This is a genomic window from Neobacillus sp. PS3-12 (assembly GCF_030915385.1).
Taxonomy (GTDB): domain Bacteria; phylum Bacillota; class Bacilli; order Bacillales; family Cytobacillaceae; genus JAEVLT01.
The window spans coordinates 3,642,718-3,663,078 of record NZ_CP133268.1 but is presented as its reverse complement, the minus strand read 5'-3'; the positions used below and the strand labels follow the sequence as shown (position 1 = coordinate 3,663,078).

General features: G+C 36.4%; 22 protein-coding genes and 3 pseudogenes. 2 read left to right on the top strand and 23 right to left on the bottom strand.

Annotation, left to right across the window (positions count from 1 at the left end; translation table 11 throughout):
- Window positions 1–2: 2 nt before the first annotated feature.
- The 13 genes and pseudogenes from RCG17_RS18550 to RCG17_RS18490 form a co-directional block, all read right to left on the bottom strand.
- The gene (locus RCG17_RS18550) at window positions 3–917 is read right to left on the bottom strand and encodes a heme o synthase (RefSeq protein ID WP_308171573.1); all 915 of its coding nucleotides are present in this window, start codon (window positions 915–917) and stop codon (window positions 3–5) included.
- 58 nt (window positions 918–975) lie between these two features.
- Window positions 976–1,278: a cytochrome o ubiquinol oxidase subunit IV gene (locus tag RCG17_RS18545; RefSeq protein WP_308171572.1), complete on the bottom strand. Its 303-nt coding sequence runs from the start codon at window positions 1,276–1,278 to the stop codon at window positions 976–978.
- 1 nt (window position 1,279) lies between these two features.
- Window positions 1,280–1,885 carry a cytochrome o ubiquinol oxidase subunit III gene (cyoC, locus tag RCG17_RS18540; protein WP_308171571.1) on the bottom strand — a complete coding sequence of 202 codons (606 nt, stop codon included), beginning with the start codon at window positions 1,883–1,885 and terminating at the stop codon, window positions 1,280–1,282.
- Window positions 1,886–1,913: 28 nt separating this feature from the next.
- A complete protein-coding gene (locus tag RCG17_RS18535) occupies window positions 1,914–3,884 on the bottom strand; it encodes a cbb3-type cytochrome c oxidase subunit I (RefSeq protein ID WP_308171570.1) in 1,971 nt (656 codons plus the stop codon).
- A 17-nt stretch (window positions 3,885–3,901) separates the two neighbouring features.
- Complete coding sequence (locus RCG17_RS18530; protein ID WP_308171569.1) at window positions 3,902–4,837, bottom strand: ubiquinol oxidase subunit II; 936 nt, start codon at window positions 4,835–4,837, stop codon at window positions 3,902–3,904.
- A gap of 322 nt (window positions 4,838–5,159) precedes the next feature.
- Window positions 5,160–5,774 (bottom strand): peroxiredoxin family protein, encoded by a 615-nt coding sequence (locus RCG17_RS18525; RefSeq protein WP_308171568.1) that lies wholly within the window; start codon window positions 5,772–5,774, stop codon window positions 5,160–5,162.
- 152 nt (window positions 5,775–5,926) lie between these two features.
- Window positions 5,927–6,322 carry a DsrE/DsrF/DrsH-like family protein gene (locus tag RCG17_RS18520; protein WP_308171567.1) on the bottom strand — a complete coding sequence of 132 codons (396 nt, stop codon included), beginning with the start codon at window positions 6,320–6,322 and terminating at the stop codon, window positions 5,927–5,929.
- 19 nt (window positions 6,323–6,341) lie between these two features.
- Window positions 6,342–6,908, bottom strand: a complete 567-nt coding sequence (locus tag RCG17_RS18515; protein ID WP_308171566.1) for a sulfurtransferase TusA family protein — start codon at window positions 6,906–6,908, stop codon at window positions 6,342–6,344.
- 63 nt (window positions 6,909–6,971) lie between these two features.
- Window positions 6,972–7,082, bottom strand: a pseudogene (locus RCG17_RS18510) (rhodanese-like domain-containing protein); the annotation flags it as partial.
- Between the two features lie 74 nt (window positions 7,083–7,156).
- Window positions 7,157–7,384, bottom strand: a complete 228-nt coding sequence (locus tag RCG17_RS18505; RefSeq protein WP_308171565.1) for a sulfurtransferase TusA family protein — start codon at window positions 7,382–7,384, stop codon at window positions 7,157–7,159.
- 77 nt (window positions 7,385–7,461) lie between these two features.
- On the bottom strand, window positions 7,462–7,728 hold the full coding sequence (locus RCG17_RS18500) for a metal-sensitive transcriptional regulator (protein ID WP_308171564.1): 267 nt from the start codon (window positions 7,726–7,728) through the stop codon (window positions 7,462–7,464).
- Window positions 7,729–7,750: 22 nt separating this feature from the next.
- Window positions 7,751–8,077, bottom strand: a complete 327-nt coding sequence (locus RCG17_RS18495; RefSeq protein ID WP_308171563.1) for a rhodanese-like domain-containing protein — start codon at window positions 8,075–8,077, stop codon at window positions 7,751–7,753.
- A gap of 169 nt (window positions 8,078–8,246) precedes the next feature.
- On the bottom strand, window positions 8,247–8,630 hold the full coding sequence (locus RCG17_RS18490) for a DUF302 domain-containing protein (protein ID WP_308175883.1): 384 nt from the start codon (window positions 8,628–8,630) through the stop codon (window positions 8,247–8,249).
- Window positions 8,631–8,975: 345 nt separating this feature from the next.
- Here RCG17_RS18490 and RCG17_RS18485 point away from each other — a divergent pair, with 345 nt between their 5' ends.
- A complete protein-coding gene (locus RCG17_RS18485; protein WP_308171562.1) occupies window positions 8,976–9,152 on the top strand; it encodes a hypothetical protein in 177 nt (58 codons plus the stop codon).
- 777 nt (window positions 9,153–9,929) lie between these two features.
- On the opposite strand, the gene RCG17_RS18480 is transcribed toward RCG17_RS18485, so the two are convergent.
- From RCG17_RS18480 to RCG17_RS18455, 6 genes and pseudogenes are all read right to left on the bottom strand, one after another.
- A complete protein-coding gene (locus RCG17_RS18480; RefSeq protein ID WP_308171561.1) occupies window positions 9,930–10,289 on the bottom strand; it encodes a rhodanese-like domain-containing protein in 360 nt (119 codons plus the stop codon).
- A gap of 32 nt (window positions 10,290–10,321) precedes the next feature.
- On the bottom strand, window positions 10,322–11,998 hold the full coding sequence (locus RCG17_RS18475; protein WP_308171560.1) for a CoA-disulfide reductase: 1,677 nt from the start codon (window positions 11,996–11,998) through the stop codon (window positions 10,322–10,324).
- 393 nt (window positions 11,999–12,391) lie between these two features.
- Complete coding sequence (locus RCG17_RS18470; protein ID WP_308171559.1) at window positions 12,392–13,168, bottom strand: sulfite exporter TauE/SafE family protein; 777 nt, start codon at window positions 13,166–13,168, stop codon at window positions 12,392–12,394.
- A 102-nt stretch (window positions 13,169–13,270) separates the two neighbouring features.
- Entirely contained in the window at window positions 13,271–14,407 is a 1,137-nt protein-coding gene (locus RCG17_RS18465; protein WP_308171558.1) for an MBL fold metallo-hydrolase, read from the bottom strand.
- A gap of 107 nt (window positions 14,408–14,514) precedes the next feature.
- Window positions 14,515–14,811: a rhodanese-like domain-containing protein gene (locus tag RCG17_RS18460; RefSeq protein WP_308171557.1), complete on the bottom strand. Its 297-nt coding sequence runs from the start codon at window positions 14,809–14,811 to the stop codon at window positions 14,515–14,517.
- Window positions 14,812–15,105: 294 nt separating this feature from the next.
- Window positions 15,106–15,355: pseudogene (locus tag RCG17_RS18455) on the bottom strand (SpoVR family protein); the annotation flags it as partial.
- A 111-nt stretch (window positions 15,356–15,466) separates the two neighbouring features.
- Here RCG17_RS18455 and RCG17_RS18450 point away from each other — a divergent pair.
- Window positions 15,467–16,033: a Uma2 family endonuclease gene (locus RCG17_RS18450; protein WP_308171556.1), complete on the top strand. Its 567-nt coding sequence runs from the start codon at window positions 15,467–15,469 to the stop codon at window positions 16,031–16,033.
- A gap of 189 nt (window positions 16,034–16,222) precedes the next feature.
- Here RCG17_RS18450 and RCG17_RS18445 read toward each other — a convergent pair.
- From RCG17_RS18445 to RCG17_RS18430, 4 genes and pseudogenes are all read right to left on the bottom strand, one after another.
- A pseudogene (locus RCG17_RS18445) lies at window positions 16,223–17,010 on the bottom strand (Cof-type HAD-IIB family hydrolase).
- Window positions 17,011–17,430: 420 nt separating this feature from the next.
- Entirely contained in the window at window positions 17,431–17,922 is a 492-nt protein-coding gene (locus RCG17_RS18440; RefSeq protein WP_308171555.1) for a PTS sugar transporter subunit IIA, read from the bottom strand.
- A 92-nt stretch (window positions 17,923–18,014) separates the two neighbouring features.
- Window positions 18,015–18,875 (bottom strand): MurR/RpiR family transcriptional regulator, encoded by an 861-nt coding sequence (locus tag RCG17_RS18435; protein ID WP_308171554.1) that lies wholly within the window; start codon window positions 18,873–18,875, stop codon window positions 18,015–18,017.
- Between the two features lie 12 nt (window positions 18,876–18,887).
- Window positions 18,888–20,348: a PTS transporter subunit EIIC gene (locus RCG17_RS18430; protein ID WP_308171553.1), complete on the bottom strand. Its 1,461-nt coding sequence runs from the start codon at window positions 20,346–20,348 to the stop codon at window positions 18,888–18,890.
- Between the last annotated feature and the right edge of the window lie 13 nt (window positions 20,349–20,361).

The following is a 20,361-nucleotide window of genomic DNA, read 5'->3' as shown; positions in this document are numbered from 1 at the left end:
CTCTAAAAGGTTCCTGCTACCATGGCAGAAAACATTCCTAAAATATAAAATAAAGAACAAATGAACGTTCGTTTTGCCCAAATAAATTGTTGATCATCCTCTTTCCACATTTTCCATGTGCAGTAAAAAAGGCTGCTATTAAATATCAGGGCACCACCCAGATAAAAATAATTAAAATCTCCATTTACAGATAGAATTAGAGAACAGATAAATAATAGTATCATATAAAAAAGACTTTGAATTTTGGTTGAGTGAGGACCTTTTACCACTGGCATCATCGGAATTCCAGCCTTCGTATATTCATCATTCTTATACAAAGCTAGTGCCCATGAATGTGGTGGGGTCCATAAAAAAACCACCATAAACATTAGCCATGCAGTAGCACTCAAGCCACCCGTAACGGAAGCCCAGCCGATCAAAATTGGGAAAGCACCTGCTCCACCGCCAATCACAATATTTAAAGGTGTTCGACGTTTTAACCACATCGTATAAACGACAGCATAATAGAAATACCCAATGGCATTTAACCAACCCGTTAGAGGATTTACAAAGGTAAATGCAACAGTCACAGATAGAATGCCTAAAAAGATACCAAACCATAAAACTGCGGAGGGTTCAATCAGTCCTGCAGGAATCGGGCGCTTTGCTGTTCGTTCCATCATGACGTCAATGTCCCGATCATACCACATGTTTATGGCAGCTGATCCTCCTGCGGATAATGACGCACTTAAAAGCATGGCAAACATCACGGATACAGAAGGAATTCCCTTGGCTGCAACAAATGCAGCACAAAGGGAAGTAAAAGTAAGCATAATCAAAATTTTTGGTTTTGTAACCTCTATATAGGCTGAAACTGTTTGGGTCAAGCGATTTAATCGGGAGGGGGAAACCTGCCGAATTTCATGAATAGCTGACATACAACCCACACTCCTTTTTTACGTCAACGTCACCTGGACGCTCCGAATTTACTTATTTTTATTGAACAGTTGAATTAAACGACATAATCCAAATGGCTCCAACAACAATTGTTAAAACAAAAACAAGTCCTAATATTAAAGCGGCAACATTATATCTAGGTCCTTCCCCGTCACGAATATGCATAAAGAAGAAGAGCTGGATGACAAATTGCAGCACAGCCGCGAGCAAAATACTAACAAGTAGTGCTGTTTTTGCTAACATATGATTTAATACTAAAACGAGCGGGATGATTGTCAAAACAATCGAGAAAATAAAACCTGTTACATAAGCTTTGATTGAACCATGTTGTTGTTCGTGCATGTTACATCACCCCCATAAGATAAACGACTGTAAAGATGAAAATCCAAACAGCATCTAAGAAGTGCCAGTATAAACTGATAATCGAAATTTTACGTTTGGTAACGGAAGTAATTCCTTTTTTAGAAAGCTGAACAACCAATCCGATCATCCACAGGATCCCAAAGGAAACGTGAAGTCCGTGTGTACCAACAAGAGTGAAAAATGCTGTAAGAAAGGCACTGCTTTGAAGGGTAGCACCTTCAGCAGCCATATCTTTAAATTCGTTAATTTCCAGCCCGACAAACGCCGCACCTAAAATAAGAGTAATAATCAACCAGCCTATCAGGCCTTTTTTGTTCCCTCTATGCATTTGTAAAACGGCGAGGCCGCTTGTAAATGAACTAATTAATAGTAAAAATGTTTCTGTGATAAAACCAGGGACATTGAACTCCTTGCCAGTAAATCCACCATTTGTGTGTGAATGCAAAACAGCATACGTAGCAAACAATGTAGCAAATAAAAGACAGTCGGTTACAAGGAAAATCCAAAAGCCGAGAATTTTTAACCCTTCCTGGTCAACATGACCATGATCGTGGTCAGAAACATGTGCAGAAACGCCTTGTTGCATGTTTACAACCTCCTTAATTTGCAGTTTGTTAAATCGCAGTACGATTTCTTAATGCCTTTTCAGTTCGTTCGATTTCGTCCACAGGAATATAATAATCCGTGTCATATTGGAATGAACGAACGAATAATGTAACTGCAACACCAATTAATCCAACAATCCCCATCCAATTCCATTCAAATGTAAAGCCAAACCCGGCGATAAACCAGAAGATGGACATGATAAAAGGTATACCAGTATTTTTTGGCATGTGAATCGGCTCGTACTGAACTGGTTCTTCTTTATATTCACCGTTAGCGATTGCTTGTTTTTGATACCACCATGCATCACGGTCATTTACAACAGGTAAAATAGCAAAGTTGTATACCGGTGGAGGGGATGGAATTGACCACTCTAATGTACGTGCATCCCAAGCATCACCGGTTACATCACGTTCACCGTGTTTAATGCTATAAATAATTTGCCATGCTTGGAAAATAAAGCCGATACCCATTAAGAAGGCACCAATTGTTGAGATAAAGTTAAGCGGGGCCCAACCCATATCCCATCCCATTGTGTCGTTATAGGTATAAATGCGTCGAGTCATTCCCATGAAACCAAGGGCATATTGCGGCATAAAGCATACATAGAAACCAATTTGCCATAACCAGAATGCCCATTTTCCTAAACGGTCATTTAACTTAAATCCGAAAAGCTTTGGCCACCAATAATACAAACCTGCTAAATAACCAAACACAACACCACCGATTAATACTTGGTGGAAGTGGGCGATAAGAAAATAACTATTATGGTATTGATAGTCTGCAGGTGCTGCAGCAAGCATGACACCAGTTGCTCCACCAACAAGGAAGATCGGAACAAATGCATAGAACCATAACATTGGCTGTGTAACCCTAATTCGGCCACGGTACATCGTAAACAACCAGTTAAATACCTTTGCACCTGTCGGAATAGCGATAATCATTGTACAAATGGCAAAGACGATATTTACATCCGCACCGGCACCCATGGTAAAGAAGTGGTGCACCCATGTGAAATAAGAAACGACACTAATGGCAATCATCGAGAATACCATTGAGGTATAACCAAAGATGCGCTTTTTCGAGAAGGTTGCAACAACCTCAGAGAAAGCACCAAATGCTGGTAATACAACAATATAAACTTCAGGGTGACCCCACATCCATATCAAGTTCACCCACATCATTGGGTTACCACCGGCATCCATAGTGAAGAAGTGACCACCAAGTAAACGGTCAATTGTCAACATTGCCAAGGTAGCTGTCAAGATTGGGAAAACACCTAAAATCGCGATAGAAGAAGATAATACAGACCATGAAAATAAAGGCATATCTTTTAAGCGCATCGAAGGTGTGCGCATTTTTAAAATCGTGACAACAAAGTTGATTCCGGTTGCTAAACTACCAATCCCGGAAATCTGAATTCCCCAAATCCAGAAGTTTTGACCTGGACCCGGACTAAATTGATTTTCTGAAAGAGGGGGATAAGAAAGCCAGCCAGCGCTTGCTGATCCGCCAATAACAAATGATATATTAAAGAGCATGGCTCCAATGAAGAACAGCCAGAAACTAACAGCATTCAACATTGGATAAGCAACATCCCGTGCTCCAATTTGCAATGGAACAACCATGTTAAATAAAGCAAACATAAACGGCATGGCCATAAACAAGATCATAATGGTTCCATGTGTTGTGAAAATTTCATTATAGTGTTCAGATGCTAAAAAATGATTGTTTGGCACAGCAAGCTGGAGTCGCATCAAGATTGCGTCTACTCCACCGCGAAAAAGCATAACTAATGAAGATAGAAGATACATAATTCCAATTTTCTTATGATCAACAGTTGTAATCCATTCGCGCCATAGCCAACCCCACTTTTTAAAATAGGTGAGGGCAAAGATAATGGCAACAGTTGCCAAAACGATGGAAACATCTGCGCCATAAATCATTGGATCGCCTGTGACAAAAAAGCTCGTATGTGACATCGATTATTTCCTCCTGTTTATTTATTTTGATTATCCATACTCATGCCAGTCATTTTCATACCTGACATTGATTTGCTGTCACCCATGTGATTCATGTGGTTATAATAGTTACCGCCATTTTTATTTACAATGCTTTCAAACAATCCATTTGGGTAAGAAGAAAAGCTTAACTCTTTTTCAAGACCAGGCTTAGATAAATCTTTATAACCAGCAGATGTTAACTGTGGCGCATTTTTCTTAACGCTCTCGGCCCATTTATTAAAATCAGATTGTTTCACTGCTTTTACTCGGAAATTCATATGTGCAAATCCTTTACCAGTGAAGTTTGCTCCAGCACCAAAATATTGGCCAACTTTATCGGCTTGAAGCCATAACCCCATTGACATACCTGGCATGGTGTATTCCATACCTCCTAGTTGCGGAACCCAGAAGGAGTTCATTGGTGCATCAGAGGTTAAAATAAATTGAACTGGTACACCTGCAGGGATTTCTGCATAGTTAACAGTTGCAATGTTTTTGTCTGGATATGTAAACATCCATTTCCAATCCATTGAAGTTACTTGAACTACAATCGGTTTTACATCCTTTACAGGTGGTTTTGTTAGATTAATAGTGGTTTTAGCGGTGAAAACCCCAAGGATTGCAACGATAACAATCGGAATTCCCCACCAAATGATCTCTAGTACATTGCTATGATCCCATTCAGGTTTATATGGAGCTTTGTTGTCGGGCTTATCACGATAACGTACAGCCATATAAACAAAGATACCTAATACAGGAATAATAACAATTGCACACAAAACCACAGAAATAATAATTAAATCTAATTCTTGTTTTCCAACAGGTCCTTTTGGGCTTAAAACAATATACTTGCTACTGTCACAGCCAGCTAAAAGCACCATACCCAATAAAGCTAAGACAGAAAATTTAACATACCGAATCCAATTTCCCACCTTAAATTCCCCCCTTTGTTCTAAAATGTTTTTTCATTATAAACAACATGATAATAGTGAAAAACGAATATATATGCTACCCTTGTAGGTATCATTATTATACTTAAATACTACAATTGTGAGAATGATTTTCACACGATTGTCACAAAGTGTTCATTATTTCATTCGTGATTTTATCATTCAATTGATTTTAGTCATTGAAATAGAAGATTTTTCTCACAAAAAAACCGATAATTTACCGTAATGAATAATTTTCATACGGAAACTATCGGTAGCGATATCCAATGTCTGTATTTCCTGAAATTAATACAAAGTTTTTAATTTATTTTAGAGACAGTTTTTTAATTATCTCTTCACTCATTGGACCTACAAATTTTTGTTGTACAATACCTTTTGTATTAATAATATAGCTGGTTGGAATTGTAAAAGTTTGATACATATTCCCTACCTTCCCTTGTTCATCTAATAGAACAGGAAATGTTAAACCTTGGTCTTTTATAAATTGCTGGACATCATTCTTATTTTTCTCTGCTGTTGTTAAATTTACGGCGAGTACAATGACATCTTGATCTTTATTTTCTTTATAAAACTTCTCTATATTTGGCATTTCTGCTTTACAAGGTGGGCACCATGATGCCCACAAGTTTAATATAACCTTTTTTCCTCTATAATTAGATAGTTTAGTCTGTTCTCCATTTATTGTTGCCAAATCAAAATCAGGAGCCACATTTCCTTTTTGGATACCAAACTTTTTCTCCGCATCCTTTGCAATTGCTGATATAGAAGGCTTTTCAAGTTGACTTTTTGTTTCAGTTTTAGATTGATTTTCATATATAGCCCAACTGACTAGACCAATTAATAACACAAATGGAAAGATGATTAATATAACAATTGGATTAACTTTTTTCACTTCAAGTGCCCTTTCTTCATTGCGCAAATATCATTTCTTATCCTATTATTAAAAACCAATGTTAAGGTACGATTAAGAAAAGTGAACATATTATGATAGAAAAAAAGAGAACCTGAATCGGTTCCCCTATTTGCCAGTCGAGCTTTTGGTGCCTAATCGACTTGCAATTAAAAATTTTATTAAAAAGTTAAAGTGACATCTGCATCTTTTGCAAAGTCTAAAAAGGTTACAGCTCCACCAACTTCAATTCCATCTACAAAGTCTTCTTTTTCTAAGCCCATTACGTCCATTGTCATTTGGCATCCGATAAATTTAACGCCCATTTCTTGTGCCATTTCCAATAATTCCGGAATTGAAGGCACATTTGCTTTTGCAAATCCTTCTGCAAAGTGCTCTTTTCCTTCTGGCATAGAAAGTTGTTTGTTTGCTTCCTTATGAATTAAATTTAACCCTTCGAAAGTAAAGAAAATAGCTACTTCTTGATCTGTTGCTGCAGCAGCCGTTGCGATATTAAATACCTTATATGCATCAAATAATCCACCATTACTTGCAATAATTGCTACCTTTTTATTCATTGTTAATTCCCCCTGATTTTTAGTTATTAATTCCAATTGCTTTTCCTGTCCATTGACTCATTCCCGGCATAACATTTACGACATTTGTAAATCCGTTATCAGCTAACTTTTGTGCAGCCAGGTCGCTGCGGTTACCAGTACGGCAAACAACAAAGATTTGATTTTCTTTGCTTAGTTCGCCCATTCTCCTCTCCAAGTCGCCTAAAGGAATCGAGATCGCATTTGGAATATGGTTAAAGGCATATTCTGCAGCTTCTCTTACGTCAAGTAAAACGATGTTTTCATTACCTTCCAGCTTTTTTTCCAATTCTTCATTATTAATGATATTAGGATGCTTGTTTTCTTTTATCTCATCATTAGAAGATTTACGAAGGTAATGCTTCAGCACTCCATCTTCTTCAAGTGTTCCTATATATTGATGCCCTGTGCTTTCAGCCCACGCTTTTATATCTGCTTTTGAGCCTTTATCTGTTGCTTGAACTTCCAATACTTGTCCAGCCTCAAGATTATTCATCGCCTTTTTTGTTTTCACAATAGGCATTGGGCATGCTAAACCTTTTGCATCTAAAATTACATTTGCTTCCATGATGATTGTTAAAAACCTCCTATTTCTAAATACCTTTACGGGTATTCTTAAAGTCAATCAAAATTATTCCACTTTGCCTTCCCAAGCAAGCATTCCACCGGTCATGTTAATCTCATTAAACCCATAGCTTTCAAGGAATTGAGTTGCACGGCCGCTTCTGCCTCCGGAACGGCATTTTTTAGTCTCCTTATACATTTGTTGTTTTTATAATACACATACACGTACAGGTATACAATAACCTAAAAAAATTACCCTTTTTTAATCCAAAATTTCAAAAGACCTTCTTCTTCTTCGAAATATACTAACTCATGGCCTCCTGATTTTGCCCAAGCAGGAAGATCATTTTTTGCACCTTTATCTGTTGTATGGATTTCTAGAATTTGACCAGATTCAAGTTCATTCATTGCTTTTTTTGTCTTCACAATTGGCATTGGGCATGTTAAACCTTTTGCATCTAAAACTTTAGCAATATTCATCGTTGTATTCCTCCTTTTTTACCTTTACCCCTACAGGTATAATGTTAATCAAAATAAAAGAGGGTGTCAACCCTTTTTTATCGGCTTTTAACTAACAAATCTACAGCACCTTTTACTAATTCTTCCATGCTCTTTTCTTTTTGGTCGTCATTTGCTTTTTGAACACACTCCACTAAATTAGAACTAACGATAACCCCAATAGTGCGATCAATGGCAGTTCTTGCTGCAGATAACTGGGTAATGACTTCTTTACAGTCTTTATTTTCTTCCATCATTCTTAAGATCCCTCTAACCTGTCCTTCAATACGTTTTACTCTGTTTTTAATTTGATCATTATAATTCATAAATTACCTCCTTAATATTGTTTTAGTTCATTATGGTATATCCCTTAACATAAAAACCTTTTTGTCTTAAAAAGCGAATCGCAACATTTTTATCAATTTTGTTAGATCCAATAACATGTACTTTACGAGCCGAAATTTCATTTAAATTTCTTTTAAGATAGACAAGAGGAATATTTACAGCACCTTTAATCGGATTTTTATAAGATTCGTTAAAATCTCTAACATCGATGACTTTTATGACATCCAATTCAATGTCAGTTAAAGTATAATTTTGCACTCCACAAACAGGAAAATATCTTTTATACAAACTATATATTATAAGTATTATACTTAATATTACTAATGTCATTCAAGCCTCCAACAATGCATCTAATCATTTTGATAAGCTCTATATTATACCCTATATGGTATAGTGTCAAATGGTTATTTTTACACTATCTTCGGTTTTTAAAAAAGTAAAATGAGCATCATTTTCCTGATGCTCATTTTACTTTTAAAGATTTAATTCATTTTTTGTTTCATATACTACTTTCTATACAACTTATTAATCGGTCTTCGATATCCTTGGCAAATTGTTTTAACTTTTCATCATTTAAAAGACTAATAAGCGCTGTTGGTCTAGGCATTCCGATTTTCGTTTCTCCGTTACTTTCGTAAACAACGATCTTACAAGGCAAGAAATATCCCGCCATTTCGTTTTCATTTAAAACCCTTTGAGCTTCATCAGGGTTACATACCTCTAGCACTTTAAACTCTTTACGAAAATCTAAACCTTTTTCCTGCAGTTTTTCTTTTATATCGAATTGCCACAAAACGCCAAATCCCTCTTTTTTTAAACTGCCCTCAAGCCTTTGGATCGCATCTGCTATATTTTGATTCGTAACAACCGTATAATCAAACATAATCATCCATTCCTTCCCACATTCATTTTACTCAAAAAATTTTCCATTCTATAACTCATTCAGTATCCCATTCATAATCTAATTTCCGAATTCGGTCCATCATATCTTCCTTATTTTTTTTGAAACAATTTCTTTACATTTTTATCCGACTGTTTTTGAATACTATGAATAACTTCCGAATCAATATTCTTATTTACTTAGTCGTAGTCGGAAATAAAAGTCTAATTTTCACCATTATTTCTTATCCTCCATAATATGAAAATGACTGATAGCTATTGCGAATTTATAATATTCATGTATAATTCATAGTACAACTATAGGAATTAATGGAATAGGAGACTGGGTATGAATATTTTAAAAAAACTATTTATTGAACATTGTCCTATATGCAATAAAATATTAGAAACACACCGTTCAAATGCTTTAAAAGGCATCGTCATTAAGTCATGTCCGGATGATCATTATCAAAAAGAATTTCATCCAGCTTTTGAGGCATATATTGAAAGCAATACTCGTTTATAAATTAGAAGGTAGCCGAAACAGCTACCTTTATTTTTATCTCCTCCTTTCAGAACTATTATTTTTCTAATTCATTTTTCCATGCCAATACAGTACCGACAATATTTTTCCTTTTATAAATCCTTATTGACCCTGGAATACTTAAAATCAGTTGTGTTCAATTTGGCTGTTGATTTCCGCTCCAATCAACAGTCTTGAAAAATCAACAATGTCCTTTAACATATCCCAAAAATAAAAAAGCATGACCTAGATCATGCTTTTTTTAAATAAAACAAACTTATATTCCTTTGACTTAATCTTCAACTGCAGCATATTTCTAGACATTCAACTAGAAGAAGGAGCAGGCTATATTGTGTCAAGATGCGAAAAACATGAATAGCGTAAGAGCATGATCAAAATGATCATGCTCCTTTTGAAAATCTTTTATTTAACTTTCAACCGATGACCTGGGGTGTTAACAGCCGCCATTATTTCCTAACAGGACTAAACCTTCTCTATATTTATCATACTCAAGTGTAAAATCCTTTGTATAGTCTTCAAGATCAGGATCAAACGAAACTTGAATTTTGTTAATAAAAACTACTTTATCTTCTGATTGCGGCTCATCCAGAGCCAGTCCAATATTTGGACCACCTCAGCCAAAGCCGGCAAAATAAATACGAATTCCACTTTTATTGTTTTCCTTAAGCACTTCAAATAATACATCGCGTGCTTCATCAGTAATCTTCATTCTTATTCTCCTTTATTTATCTACTGTTGGTTATTATTCCTTTTAATTCCTTATCGCCAGGCGCTCATACCGCCTTTTACATTTGTTATGTTTTTAAAGTCTAAGCCTTTAAGAATCTTTGCGGCCCGAGCACTTCTCATTCCGCTTTGGCAAATAACAACAACTGCCTTTTCTTTTGATAAAGAAGATGCTTTGCTAGACAATTGATCAAGAGGAATATTTTTAAATCCTTTAATGGAATTGCCTTTAAATTCTCCTGGTGTACGAACATCAATATATTGTACGTCCTTGTTGCCAAGTTCACCTTTCAATTCAGCTGTCGAGATGTTTCGTACCCCTTTAACAGGGAGGAATCGCCATATCAAAAATCCAAGCAAAAGTATAATAATTACTATATTTGCTGTACTCACTATAAAACACCATCCTTAAATATAAGTAAATTTTATTTACTTTCAACTTTTTTATTTATATTACTTCCGCACACAGAAGAATACGTTTTCCAGCCACCATCAACGTTTTTTACGTTATATCCATTGTTTTTTAGAATTCGGCTGGCTAAATATCCTCGCAGCCCCACTTGGCAGCTTACATAAATGGTTTGATCCTTTGGAAGTTCTTCTAATCGATTTCTTAGCTGATTTAAGGAGATATTGATTGAGCCTTCGATAAAACCGAATTCACGTTCCACTTGTTCGCGAACGTCAATTAATAATCCGCCTTCTTCAATGATTTTATCAATTTCATGCCATTGGACATGCTCTAATTCACCTTCCAAAATATTTGTGGCCACATACCCTGCCATATTGACTGGATCTTTAGCTGATGAATATGGAGGTGCATACGATAATTCCAAATTAGTTAAATCTTCTACTGTTAATCCGCCTTTAATAGCTGTGGCGATTACGTCAATGCGCTTATCGGCACCGTCAGCCCCGACTGCTTGTGCTCCGTAGATTTTTCCAGTTTCTTTATCAAAAATTAGTTTCAATGAAATTGGTGCAGCACCAGGATAGTATCCTGCATGTGAACTTGGATGAATATGGACTACCTCATATTTCACACCTAAACGTTTTAATGTTTTTTCATTATTTCCTGTAGCTGCAACAGTTAAATTAAATACTTTGGCGATTGAAGTACCCATTGTTCCCTGGTACTTTTCTTTTTTACCCATCATATTATTAGCGGCAATACGACCTTGGCGGTTAGCTGGTCCGGCAAGCGGGATCATCGCTTTTGTACCGTTAATATAATCAACAACTTCAACCGCATCTCCTACAGCATAAATATCTTCGTTGGATGTTTGTAGATATTCATTCACAATAATCCCGCCACGTTCACCCAATTTAAGTCCTGCCGTTTTGGCTAATTCGTTTTCCGGTCTAACTCCGATTGAAAGAATCGTCATGTCTGTTTCTATCTCTTTTCCATCAGAAAGGATTATCTTTTTACCTTGGTTAGCAAATGCTTCAACACCATTTTCTAATAATAACTTCACACCTTTTTCTTTTAGATGGGTGTGGAGGATGCTTGCCATTTCAATATCGATAGGCGCCATGATCTGATTTCCCTTTTCAATGAGTGTCACTTCAATTCCACGATCCACTAAGTTTTCAGCCATTTCAATCCCAATAAACCCCCCGCCAATGACAACAGCTTTCTTAGGATTTTTCGTATCCACATAGTTTTTAATTTTATCCGTATCTGGAATATTTCTTAACGTAAATAATGACTGGCTTTCAATTAAACCTGGAATCGGAGGAACAATGGGTCTTGCTCCAGGTGATAATAATAATTTGTCATATGTCTCTTTGTACACTTCTCCATTTTTTAAATTCTTGATTGTGATCGTTTTATTTTCCGAATTAATACTTAATACTTCACTTAAATTGCGAATATCAAGGTTAAACCGTTCTGACATGCCTTTAACCGTTTGAACTAATAGTTTGCTTCTATCCTTAATTGTTTCTCCGATATAGTAAGGCAGTCCACAATTGGCAAATGAAATATTTTCTCCACGTTCTACAAGGATAATTTCTACATCTTCACTAATTCTTCTTAATCTTGCTGCAGCTGTTGCTCCGCCTGCTACGCCACCTACAATGATTATTTTCTGTGTCATGTTTTTCCCTCCAGATTTGTTTTATTTATATGAGTCATTAACCTTTATACTTTTCATCACCATGTGTATACCCTAGTGGGTTTAATACCTATATGGGTATTATAGAATATTTTTAAAAAATGTAAAGCCTCTTTTTGTTAGGTTCACATTTTATTCACAATTGAAGCATAATAAGAGGCAGCAAAAACCAATACGTCTCACTGCCGTTCTATGCTAAATGTATTTTTTCTATAATTTTGCAACAGCATTTAAGTTCTTGTTAAGCAAAAGAAAAAACTCTGGTTTTTCATTGTGTTCAAAATATATTTCTAAATATGTTTTATCAGCAGGAAATAAAAAAGTAGATTGTTGCAAAAACCCAACAATCTACATTAGCATTTTAAGACATTTAAGTTATAAAATGGTCATCCATGTTTTCACTGCCGTTACTAAAATTAACATTCCCATAATGACTTGTAACACTTTGGTATTCACTTTTTTACCGGCATTTGCTCCTATTGGTGAAGCAATTAAACTGGCAACGACCATAATGAGTGAAGGCAAAATTGATACTTGCCCTGTTGCAATTTTTCCAGAAACAGCTCCGATCGATGAAATAAGTGTTATGGCCAAAGATGAAGCAATCGTCATCCTTGTTGGAATTTTTAACACAACCAGCATGATTGGAACCAATAAGAATGCCCCTCCTGCCCCGACAATACCTGCTCCGATTCCTACAATGAAGGCGAATAACGCTGCCAGCCATTTGTTAAACTTAACTTGTTCCAAAGGAACATCATCAATTCCTTTTCTTGGAACAAACATCATAATAACGGCTATTAACGCAAGAATTCCATAAACAATATTAATTCCGCTTTCCGACATATGAGTAGAGCCAAATCCTCCAATGAAACTTCCAATTAAAATACTGACACCCATGTAGGCAATAAGGGTTTTGTTTAAAAATCCGCCTTTACGGTAAGCCAGAACACCGCCAATGGTTGCAAAGAAAACCTGAATGGCGGTTATACCAGATACTTCATGTGCTGTAAAATGTCCTACTCCCAGCATCACTGGAATATATAACAACATAGGGAAGTTAATGATTGCTCCCCCAATACCTAACATTCCTGAAATAAATGAGCCTATAAAACCAATGAGGAGAATTGTAATAACAAAATGAATGTCCATATTGCCCCCTTTTTAGAAAAGGGAACCTAGATCAGTTCCCCTATTTGTCAGTCAAGCTTTTAGTACTTAACACCTAACCGATTTTTCTTTTGCTTTTCTCTATTATTCAGCATGATGAACGGCACAACGGTTTGGACCTATTTCCAGTTCTTGCATTTTATCCGTATCTGCTTTTTGAGTTCCACGGTTAATGCCAACAATTTCTTCAAAATTAGGCGGTTTAACAGAGCTTGCCGATTTTTCAACCCGATTTAAAAATTCATCTTTTGGAGTTGTAAACATCTTTTCATTCCGTTTTCTGATATTTCCAAGAGAATCACCAATAAAACGGTCAGCGTTTATTTCACTATCCAAATCAGCGTAATGTCCAGGCAGAACAATCACATCATCTGCGATATCTGAAATTTTACTATGAACAGTATGATATAAATCATTAGCCCATTCACGTACCTTATTTCCAAGGTCAGGCCGTCCTAAGCCGCTTATAAAAATTGTATCCCCTGAAAATAATAGCTTATCATTTACAAGGAATGACACACTGCCTGGGGTATGCCCAGGAGTTTTTACTGCTAAGACTTCCAGTTGAACTTGATTGTACTCAATCTTTTTGTAGTTTTCCAAAGGCTCGAAGTCGAATACAGCACCTTCACTCTTCATTAAATAGTATTTAGCACCTGTTTTTTCCGCAAGCATTTTACCACCTGAGATGTGATCAGCATGCAAATGAGAATCTACAATGTGAGTGATTTTTGCGCCTTCTTGTTGAGCCGCTTCGATGTAAACATCAAGAAAACGAGCAGCATCAACAATTAATGCTTCATCTTCCGATACGACCATATAGGAGAGGCAACCTTTACCTACACGGATAAATTGGAATACTTTTATCTGATCATCCTCATAAATTTTAACTTTTTCTAAGTGCTCACTCCATGCCTTCATTCCGTCTTCTAAGGTGTAAATGTTATTAAATCCAGCTTCAACAAGTTGTTCTCCAACAAAAACGGAAGAGCCGCCTTTTGCACAAATGATCACCACATCTTGATTTTGTGGAACCTGATCAGCAATAGGTTCAATTCCATCAATTAATTCAAAATAGGGAACATTCAAGTAAGTAAAGTTTTCCCCTTCTACTTTCCAATCATTAAAATCACTTTCATTCCGTACATCCAAAATAAACAAGCTATCTTTATTCACTACTTTTTCTGCTAATTGCTCTGCAGTTATTACTTTTAAATCCATGAATTTACCCCCGATAGTATAATTTTACTTAAAAAAATATGTTTGATAATTCCCCTAAGAAAATTCTTTAATTGATTAATAGTTTGGTATTTGTTGAATCAGAAAATTTATATTACTTTACCTTCCCATGCAAGCATTCCGCCTGTCATGTTAATCACGTTAAACCCATAGCTTTCAAGGAATTGAGTTGCACGGCCGCTTCTGCCTCCGGAACGGCAAACCATGATATACTCTTTTGATTTATCTAATTCATTCATGCGATATTCCACTAATCCTAATGGAATATTTACAGCACCTGGGATTTTACCGGCTGCTACTTCAGCTACTTCACGAACATCGATGATATTTAATTTTTTTCCTTCATTTAATAAATCTTCTACTTCTTTTGCAGTTATTGCTCTCATTGTATTTTCCTCCCAATACTTTTCATTAAGACCAAGCACTCATGCCGCCTTTTACGTTTGTTACTTTATAGCCTAAGTACATTACCCTATAGGGTATAATATAAATAAAAATAAAAGAGGGTGTCAACCCTTTTATCGACTTTTAATCAACAAAATTGCATTATTTCTTCTACGTGCTTTTCCCTGATTCATTCATTTCGCCCTCCCTTTAAATAAAAGGAATAACACTGACAAGCAATATATTATACCCATACGGGTATAATGTCAACTATTTTTTATCTCTTTCGGCAAGAAGACATTCTCCCATTCTTTATCAACAATTTTATAATCCCTGCCCTTTTTTTTGGAACAGATAAATATCTTTTCTCATCACAAGATCCTTAGTTAAATAATTGCGCAAGAACGGAATATCCGACTATGGATTGATACCAATCCTCGAAGGCTGCATCACCCCGGCATTTAATTTCGCAAATTCAATCGCTTCGCTGCTTGTTAAATCCAACTCCCTTAAAATCCGTTGATGCCAATACGAACAGCCTTCGTTCTGCTGAGGCGGTCCATTGAAATAGTTTTAAAATTTAACGGCATAAAATATGATCAGCTGTATTTTTTAAGAAAAAGTGTTAAAATAAGGATAACTTAGGAGGTGCCTCATATGAGTATTAATCAACCTCATCCTAAGAAAGTAACATATACTGAATATCTAACATGGCCTGATGAGCCACGCTATGAGATTATTGATGGTATACCCTATATGCAAGCTACACCATCACGACAACATCAACGAATTGTGACCCAACTTACGGGTGAGCTATATACATTTTTTAAAGGGAAAACATGCGAGGTATATACTGCTCCTTTTGACGTTAGATTATCTGCTGCAGAAGATGATGAGGAATACCAGGTCGTACAGCCTGATATCAGCGTAGTATGCGACGAAAGGAAATTAGTTGATAGAGGATGCAAAGGCGCTCCAGATCTTATCGTAGAAGTCCTTTCTCCTTCCACTTGGCGAAGAGACCGTATTGAGAAAATGAACCAATATCAAAGACATGGAGTAAAAGAGTATTTATTAATTTACCCTAATGAGAAAATTGTGGAGCAATATATCCTTGATAAAAACGGTATTTATGAGACCCCAAGTATTTTCAATGAAGAGGATGTATTTCACTCTCATATTTTCCCCGAATTTGAAATTATGATGAGCGCTATTTTTTCCTAATCTTTCTTTATTCATCATGTATTGCATAAAAGAAGCAGTAAAACCCAAATAGGTTTCACTGCCATTTTTTTATTAATATTTCCGATACACCCCCTGCCATCATACGTAAACACCATTTTCCTCCTATAACAGCCTTTTTCCTACAGTTAATATTCCTACGTCATCCATACATTCAGGATTTAAAAAATCTTATGCTAACAAAAACCGTCGAATTGCTAATGCCATTCCTCGATTGTTATTAGTATCTGTTACTATATCTGCGATTTCCTTAACCTTTACCGGAGCATTGCCCATTGCTATTCCTAAGCCCGCATAAGAAAGCATTAGATAATCATTAAAGTTATCTCCTATTGCTGCAGCTTGTGTTAATAAAATCCCTTGTTTTTCCAGTAGCTTCATTAATGCGGATGCCTTTGTTACACCTTTTGGGGCTATTTCCAAATTGCGATAATCAGAACTGCTGCTTATTTCCAAATGTTTCATCCGTTTGCTTAGTTTTTCTGAAAAATTATAAAGTGCATTTCCTTCATGGAATACCGCTATCTTTGAGATTTTAGGAAGCCTGTTTTGAAAAAAATCATAAAAATCCTCAACAAGCTTCACTTCGCATTGTTTTCGATACCAATTATAACTTTCAATTTTCCATCCTGAATTTTCAAAGAGAGGTATATTATTTTTCACCCAATTGTTATTCCACTTATTTTCCTCAGGAACCAATAGAGTGTCCCCTTCATAAAAATGGGCATAACAGCCTGCTTCCTTACATATTTTCCAAAATTGTAGGAGTGTTTCAACGGAAAAAATATTTCTTTCAACTACCTGACCATTTTCCCCGAGGATGATCGCACCATTGTAAGCAATAATTGGTTCATCCTTTAACCCAATTGTTTTTGCAATCCATGTAGCGGACAGAGGGGAACGTCCCGTGCACACTATGACTTTTCCTCCTTTCCGCGAAATTCCTGAATTGCTTCCATCGTTTCTAAGTCAATTTGTTTTTCATCATTCAATAAAGTGCCATCTAAATCAGTTGCTAATAGCAAATATTTCATTCTTATCCTCCCTTCATCTGTCGAGTTATGAAAACTATTGTAAAAGAAATTTTTTTAAAAGGGCTTGTGGTTGGACCCTTATTAGACAAAATAATTTCCAACGTTTTGTGGCGTACCAATCAACACCATTTGATTCTATAAAACAGATGTATGCCCAGGTAGCTTAATGTTATAATTTTCCCGAACTATAGCTTTTTTTCGTAGTCTTAAAAGAAAAAAGTAACCATGCGGTCAAAATACTCGTAATCTAGTAACCATGGTCATGTTCATTGGCAGTTGTCATAACGGCATAAAAAGGACCGGGCGGTTTTTTGCCCGGTTTTCTATCTCCCACTGAAAGAAACACTATTTTACTTCACCAATGATTTCGCCTCTCTCAAAGTCATCCGCTTGTTTATCAATACTTAACCCTTTGAGGCGGTCGGAATTTGTGAAGACAACGATAACAGTATTTTCCTTTTTTGCTAATTCTAATTGGGTTAGGTCCATTTTGGCTAATTTTTCGCCGCCTTTAATGGTTTGTCCCTCTTTTGCGTATACCTCAAAGGGTGCTCCTTTCAGTTCTACAGTATCAATTCCTAAGTGAACCAATACTTCAAGACCGTTCACCATCTTTATGCCCATGGCATGCTTTGTTTCAAAAATACTTATGATTTTTCCCGAAACAGGGCTCACAATATTGCCATTCGTCGGGTTTACGGCAAAACCTTCGCCCATCATTTTAGTGGAAAATACTTGATCATTCACGTCAGATAGTTCGATCAGCTTTCCTGTAACCGGCATATATAAATGATAATCTGGAACAGCCACTTCTTTATTTTGAAAAAGATGAAACATTCGATAACCCCTTTCATTAAAAATATTATTAAGCCCAATTAGCACATATTTGGCCTAAAACATTCCCACTTTTAATCGTTTTTAAAGGACCCTTAACCGTTCTCTTTATGGAAAAAGGTATGGATATTGATTTTTGACTCTTTTAACATGTTTAATATTTCTTTAGCATGTTTATTGACATAAGCATAATATAAGACATCAATGGTAAATAATTGCGAAATCAAGGAGGTTGTTGCCGCACTTCTCAGCATAACCGCCTCACCGCCATGATGAATGACCGGAAAATCAACCAATTTGGCTAAAGTACTGTTCTCATTTTGCGTAATGCCAACCGTATAGACCCTTTTCTGTTTAGCAATTTGTGCCAATTTAATGGCTTCATTCGTTTCACCTGAATTCGATATGGCAAAAAACATACAATGTTCTTCTGCACTAATTAATGAAGAACTTAATAGGTGATGGTCTAACGTATTGATCACAAGTTTGCCAATTCGTGTAAACTTTTGTGTAAAGTCATCTGCAACAACATGTGAAGCACCTAATCCGTATACATAAATCGTTGAGCAATGTTCCATGATATCAGCAATTTCTTCAATACGTTTGGTATCCAAAATATGAACAGTTTGTGAAATAGATTGATTGAACCGAAGTGCCAGTTTTTCAGCAATCAATGCCACATCTTCATCTGGATTGATATCGGTAAATAGTTTCTCATCCACACTGGAAGCATCTGCATACAATCGGACTTTTAGCTGGGAAAAGCCGGATAGCCCAATTGAACGGCAAAACCGAACAATTGTAGCAGGGCTTACCCCTGCTTTTTTAGCTAATTCACTAGTATTGTCATTAACTATTTCTACAGAATGGTTGAGAATAAATTCGCCGATCTTTTTTTCTGTTTTTGAAAGATTATTTAATTTTGATTTAATGCCAAGAATGATATTTTCTTCCACAACGATCACCAACTAGTTTGCATTAGTTTCTTTTTGAACATCCTTTGGAATACCAAAGAAGAATGTCGCAATAAATCCCCCGACATATGCGGCAAGTAAGCCGAAGACGTATCCCAGCCAATGTCCATTTGCAATCAGTGGAATTAATGGAATTCCACTTGGACCAATCGCGATAGCACCGATATTTCCAATCCCACCTATGACTGCACCGCCAATCCCACCGCCGACGCATGCAGTAATGAAAGGACGTCCTAATGGCAGTGTAACACCATAGATCAATGGTTCACCAATTCCAAGAATCCCAACAGGTAAGGCACCTTTAATTAATTGCACTAACTTTTTATTTTTTCTGCACTTTACCCATAACGCAAAAGCTGCACCAACTTGACCTGCACCCGCCATTGCCAAAATAGGTAGAAGAGGCGTATAACCCATTTTATTAATCATTTCAATATGAATCGGTGTCAAAATTTGGTGTAAACCGAACATGACCATTGGCAGGAAGAAAAGCCCCAGGATGAATCCTGAAAAAGCACCGCCTACATTTAATACCCATGTAATCGACCCTACCAGTGCACCTGACACAACACCAGCAATAGGCATGACAATAAAGATGGTAAATAGTCCAACAACCAATAATGCGATGGTTGGTGTAACGATAATATCTATTGCATTCGGAATAATCTTGTGCAATCTTTTTTCAACAAGTGCTAAAATCCATACGGCAAAAATAACCCCAATAATACCACCCTGACCAGCCGATAATGCAGTTCCGTTAAAAATATTCATAATCGGAGCCTTAGGGTCCATTCCTGTTAAAAGTGTGGCAGCACCAATAATACCGCCTAAACCCGGAGTTGCACCGAACTCGTTCGCACTGTTAATTCCAACATAAATCACTAAGTAAGCAAAAATCCCGTTTTTAATAATATTTAGTGTTGTAATAATTGAAGCCCATTCATGGCCGATACTTCCAGCTGTCAACAGATTGGAAAAAATAGCGGCAATCCCGCCAATAATCCCTGCTCCCACAAAGGCTGGAATGAGTGGAACAAAGATATTTGAAATTGATTTCAAAACTCGTTTGAAGGCGGTACTGTTATTATGTTTTGCCTTTTCTTTTGCTTTTACTTCAGCTGCTTTTGCTTCAACAATTTCTCGGTCCGTCAAAGTTCTTCCGCTTTTATCAGATTGCTCCGGAAAGGCTTCTCCCAACTTAACGCCGACTTCCGAAACCATGATATTCGCCACTTTATTTACAATACCAGGTCCAACAATAACCTGTAATGTTTCATCTTCAACGACACCTAAAACACCATCAACCGCTTTCAGCGCATCCACGTTGACTTTGTGATCATCTTTAATCGTCATACGAACCCTGGTCATGCAGTGAATAATCTTTTTGACATTACTCAATCCGCCGACATTCTCATAGATTTCTCTAGCCAACCTTTGTTCTTTAGTTTCAGACATTTTGATCTTTCCC

Coding starts and splice junctions, on each gene's coding strand:
- RCG17_RS18550 (WP_308171573.1), bottom strand. CDS start 917: ATGTCAGCTATTCATGAAATTCGGCAGGTTTCCCCCTCCCGATTAAAT.
- RCG17_RS18545 (WP_308171572.1), bottom strand. CDS start 1,278: ATGCACGAACAACAACATGGTTCAATCAAAGCTTATGTAACAGGTTTT.
- cyoC (WP_308171571.1), bottom strand. CDS start 1,885: ATGCAACAAGGCGTTTCTGCACATGTTTCTGACCACGATCATGGTCAT.
- RCG17_RS18535 (WP_308171570.1), bottom strand. CDS start 3,884: ATGTCACATACGAGCTTTTTTGTCACAGGCGATCCAATGATTTATGGC.
- RCG17_RS18520 (WP_308171567.1), bottom strand. CDS start 6,322: ATGAATAAAAAGGTAGCAATTATTGCAAGTAATGGTGGATTATTTGAT.
- RCG17_RS18515 (WP_308171566.1), bottom strand. CDS start 6,908: ATGGAAGCAAATGTAATTTTAGATGCAAAAGGTTTAGCATGCCCAATG.
- RCG17_RS18505 (WP_308171565.1), bottom strand. CDS start 7,384: ATGAATATTGCTAAAGTTTTAGATGCAAAAGGTTTAACATGCCCAATG.
- RCG17_RS18500 (WP_308171564.1), bottom strand. CDS start 7,728: ATGAATTATAATGATCAAATTAAAAACAGAGTAAAACGTATTGAAGGA.
- RCG17_RS18495 (WP_308171563.1), bottom strand. CDS start 8,077: ATGACATTAGTAATATTAAGTATAATACTTATAATATATAGTTTGTAT.
- RCG17_RS18490 (WP_308175883.1), bottom strand. CDS start 8,630: ATGTTTGATTATACGGTTGTTACGAATCAAAATATAGCAGATGCGATC.
- RCG17_RS18485 (WP_308171562.1), top strand. CDS start 8,976: ATGAATATTTTAAAAAAACTATTTATTGAACATTGTCCTATATGCAAT.
- RCG17_RS18475 (WP_308171560.1), bottom strand. CDS start 11,998: ATGACACAGAAAATAATCATTGTAGGTGGCGTAGCAGGCGGAGCAACA.
- RCG17_RS18470 (WP_308171559.1), bottom strand. CDS start 13,168: ATGGACATTCATTTTGTTATTACAATTCTCCTCATTGGTTTTATAGGC.
- RCG17_RS18465 (WP_308171558.1), bottom strand. CDS start 14,407: ATGGATTTAAAAGTAATAACTGCAGAGCAATTAGCAGAAAAAGTAGTG.
- RCG17_RS18460 (WP_308171557.1), bottom strand. CDS start 14,811: ATGAGAGCAATAACTGCAAAAGAAGTAGAAGATTTATTAAATGAAGGA.
- RCG17_RS18450 (WP_308171556.1), top strand. CDS start 15,467: ATGAGTATTAATCAACCTCATCCTAAGAAAGTAACATATACTGAATAT.
- RCG17_RS18440 (WP_308171555.1), bottom strand. CDS start 17,922: ATGTTTCATCTTTTTCAAAATAAAGAAGTGGCTGTTCCAGATTATCAT.
- RCG17_RS18430 (WP_308171553.1), bottom strand. CDS start 20,348: ATGTCTGAAACTAAAGAACAAAGGTTGGCTAGAGAAATCTATGAGAAT.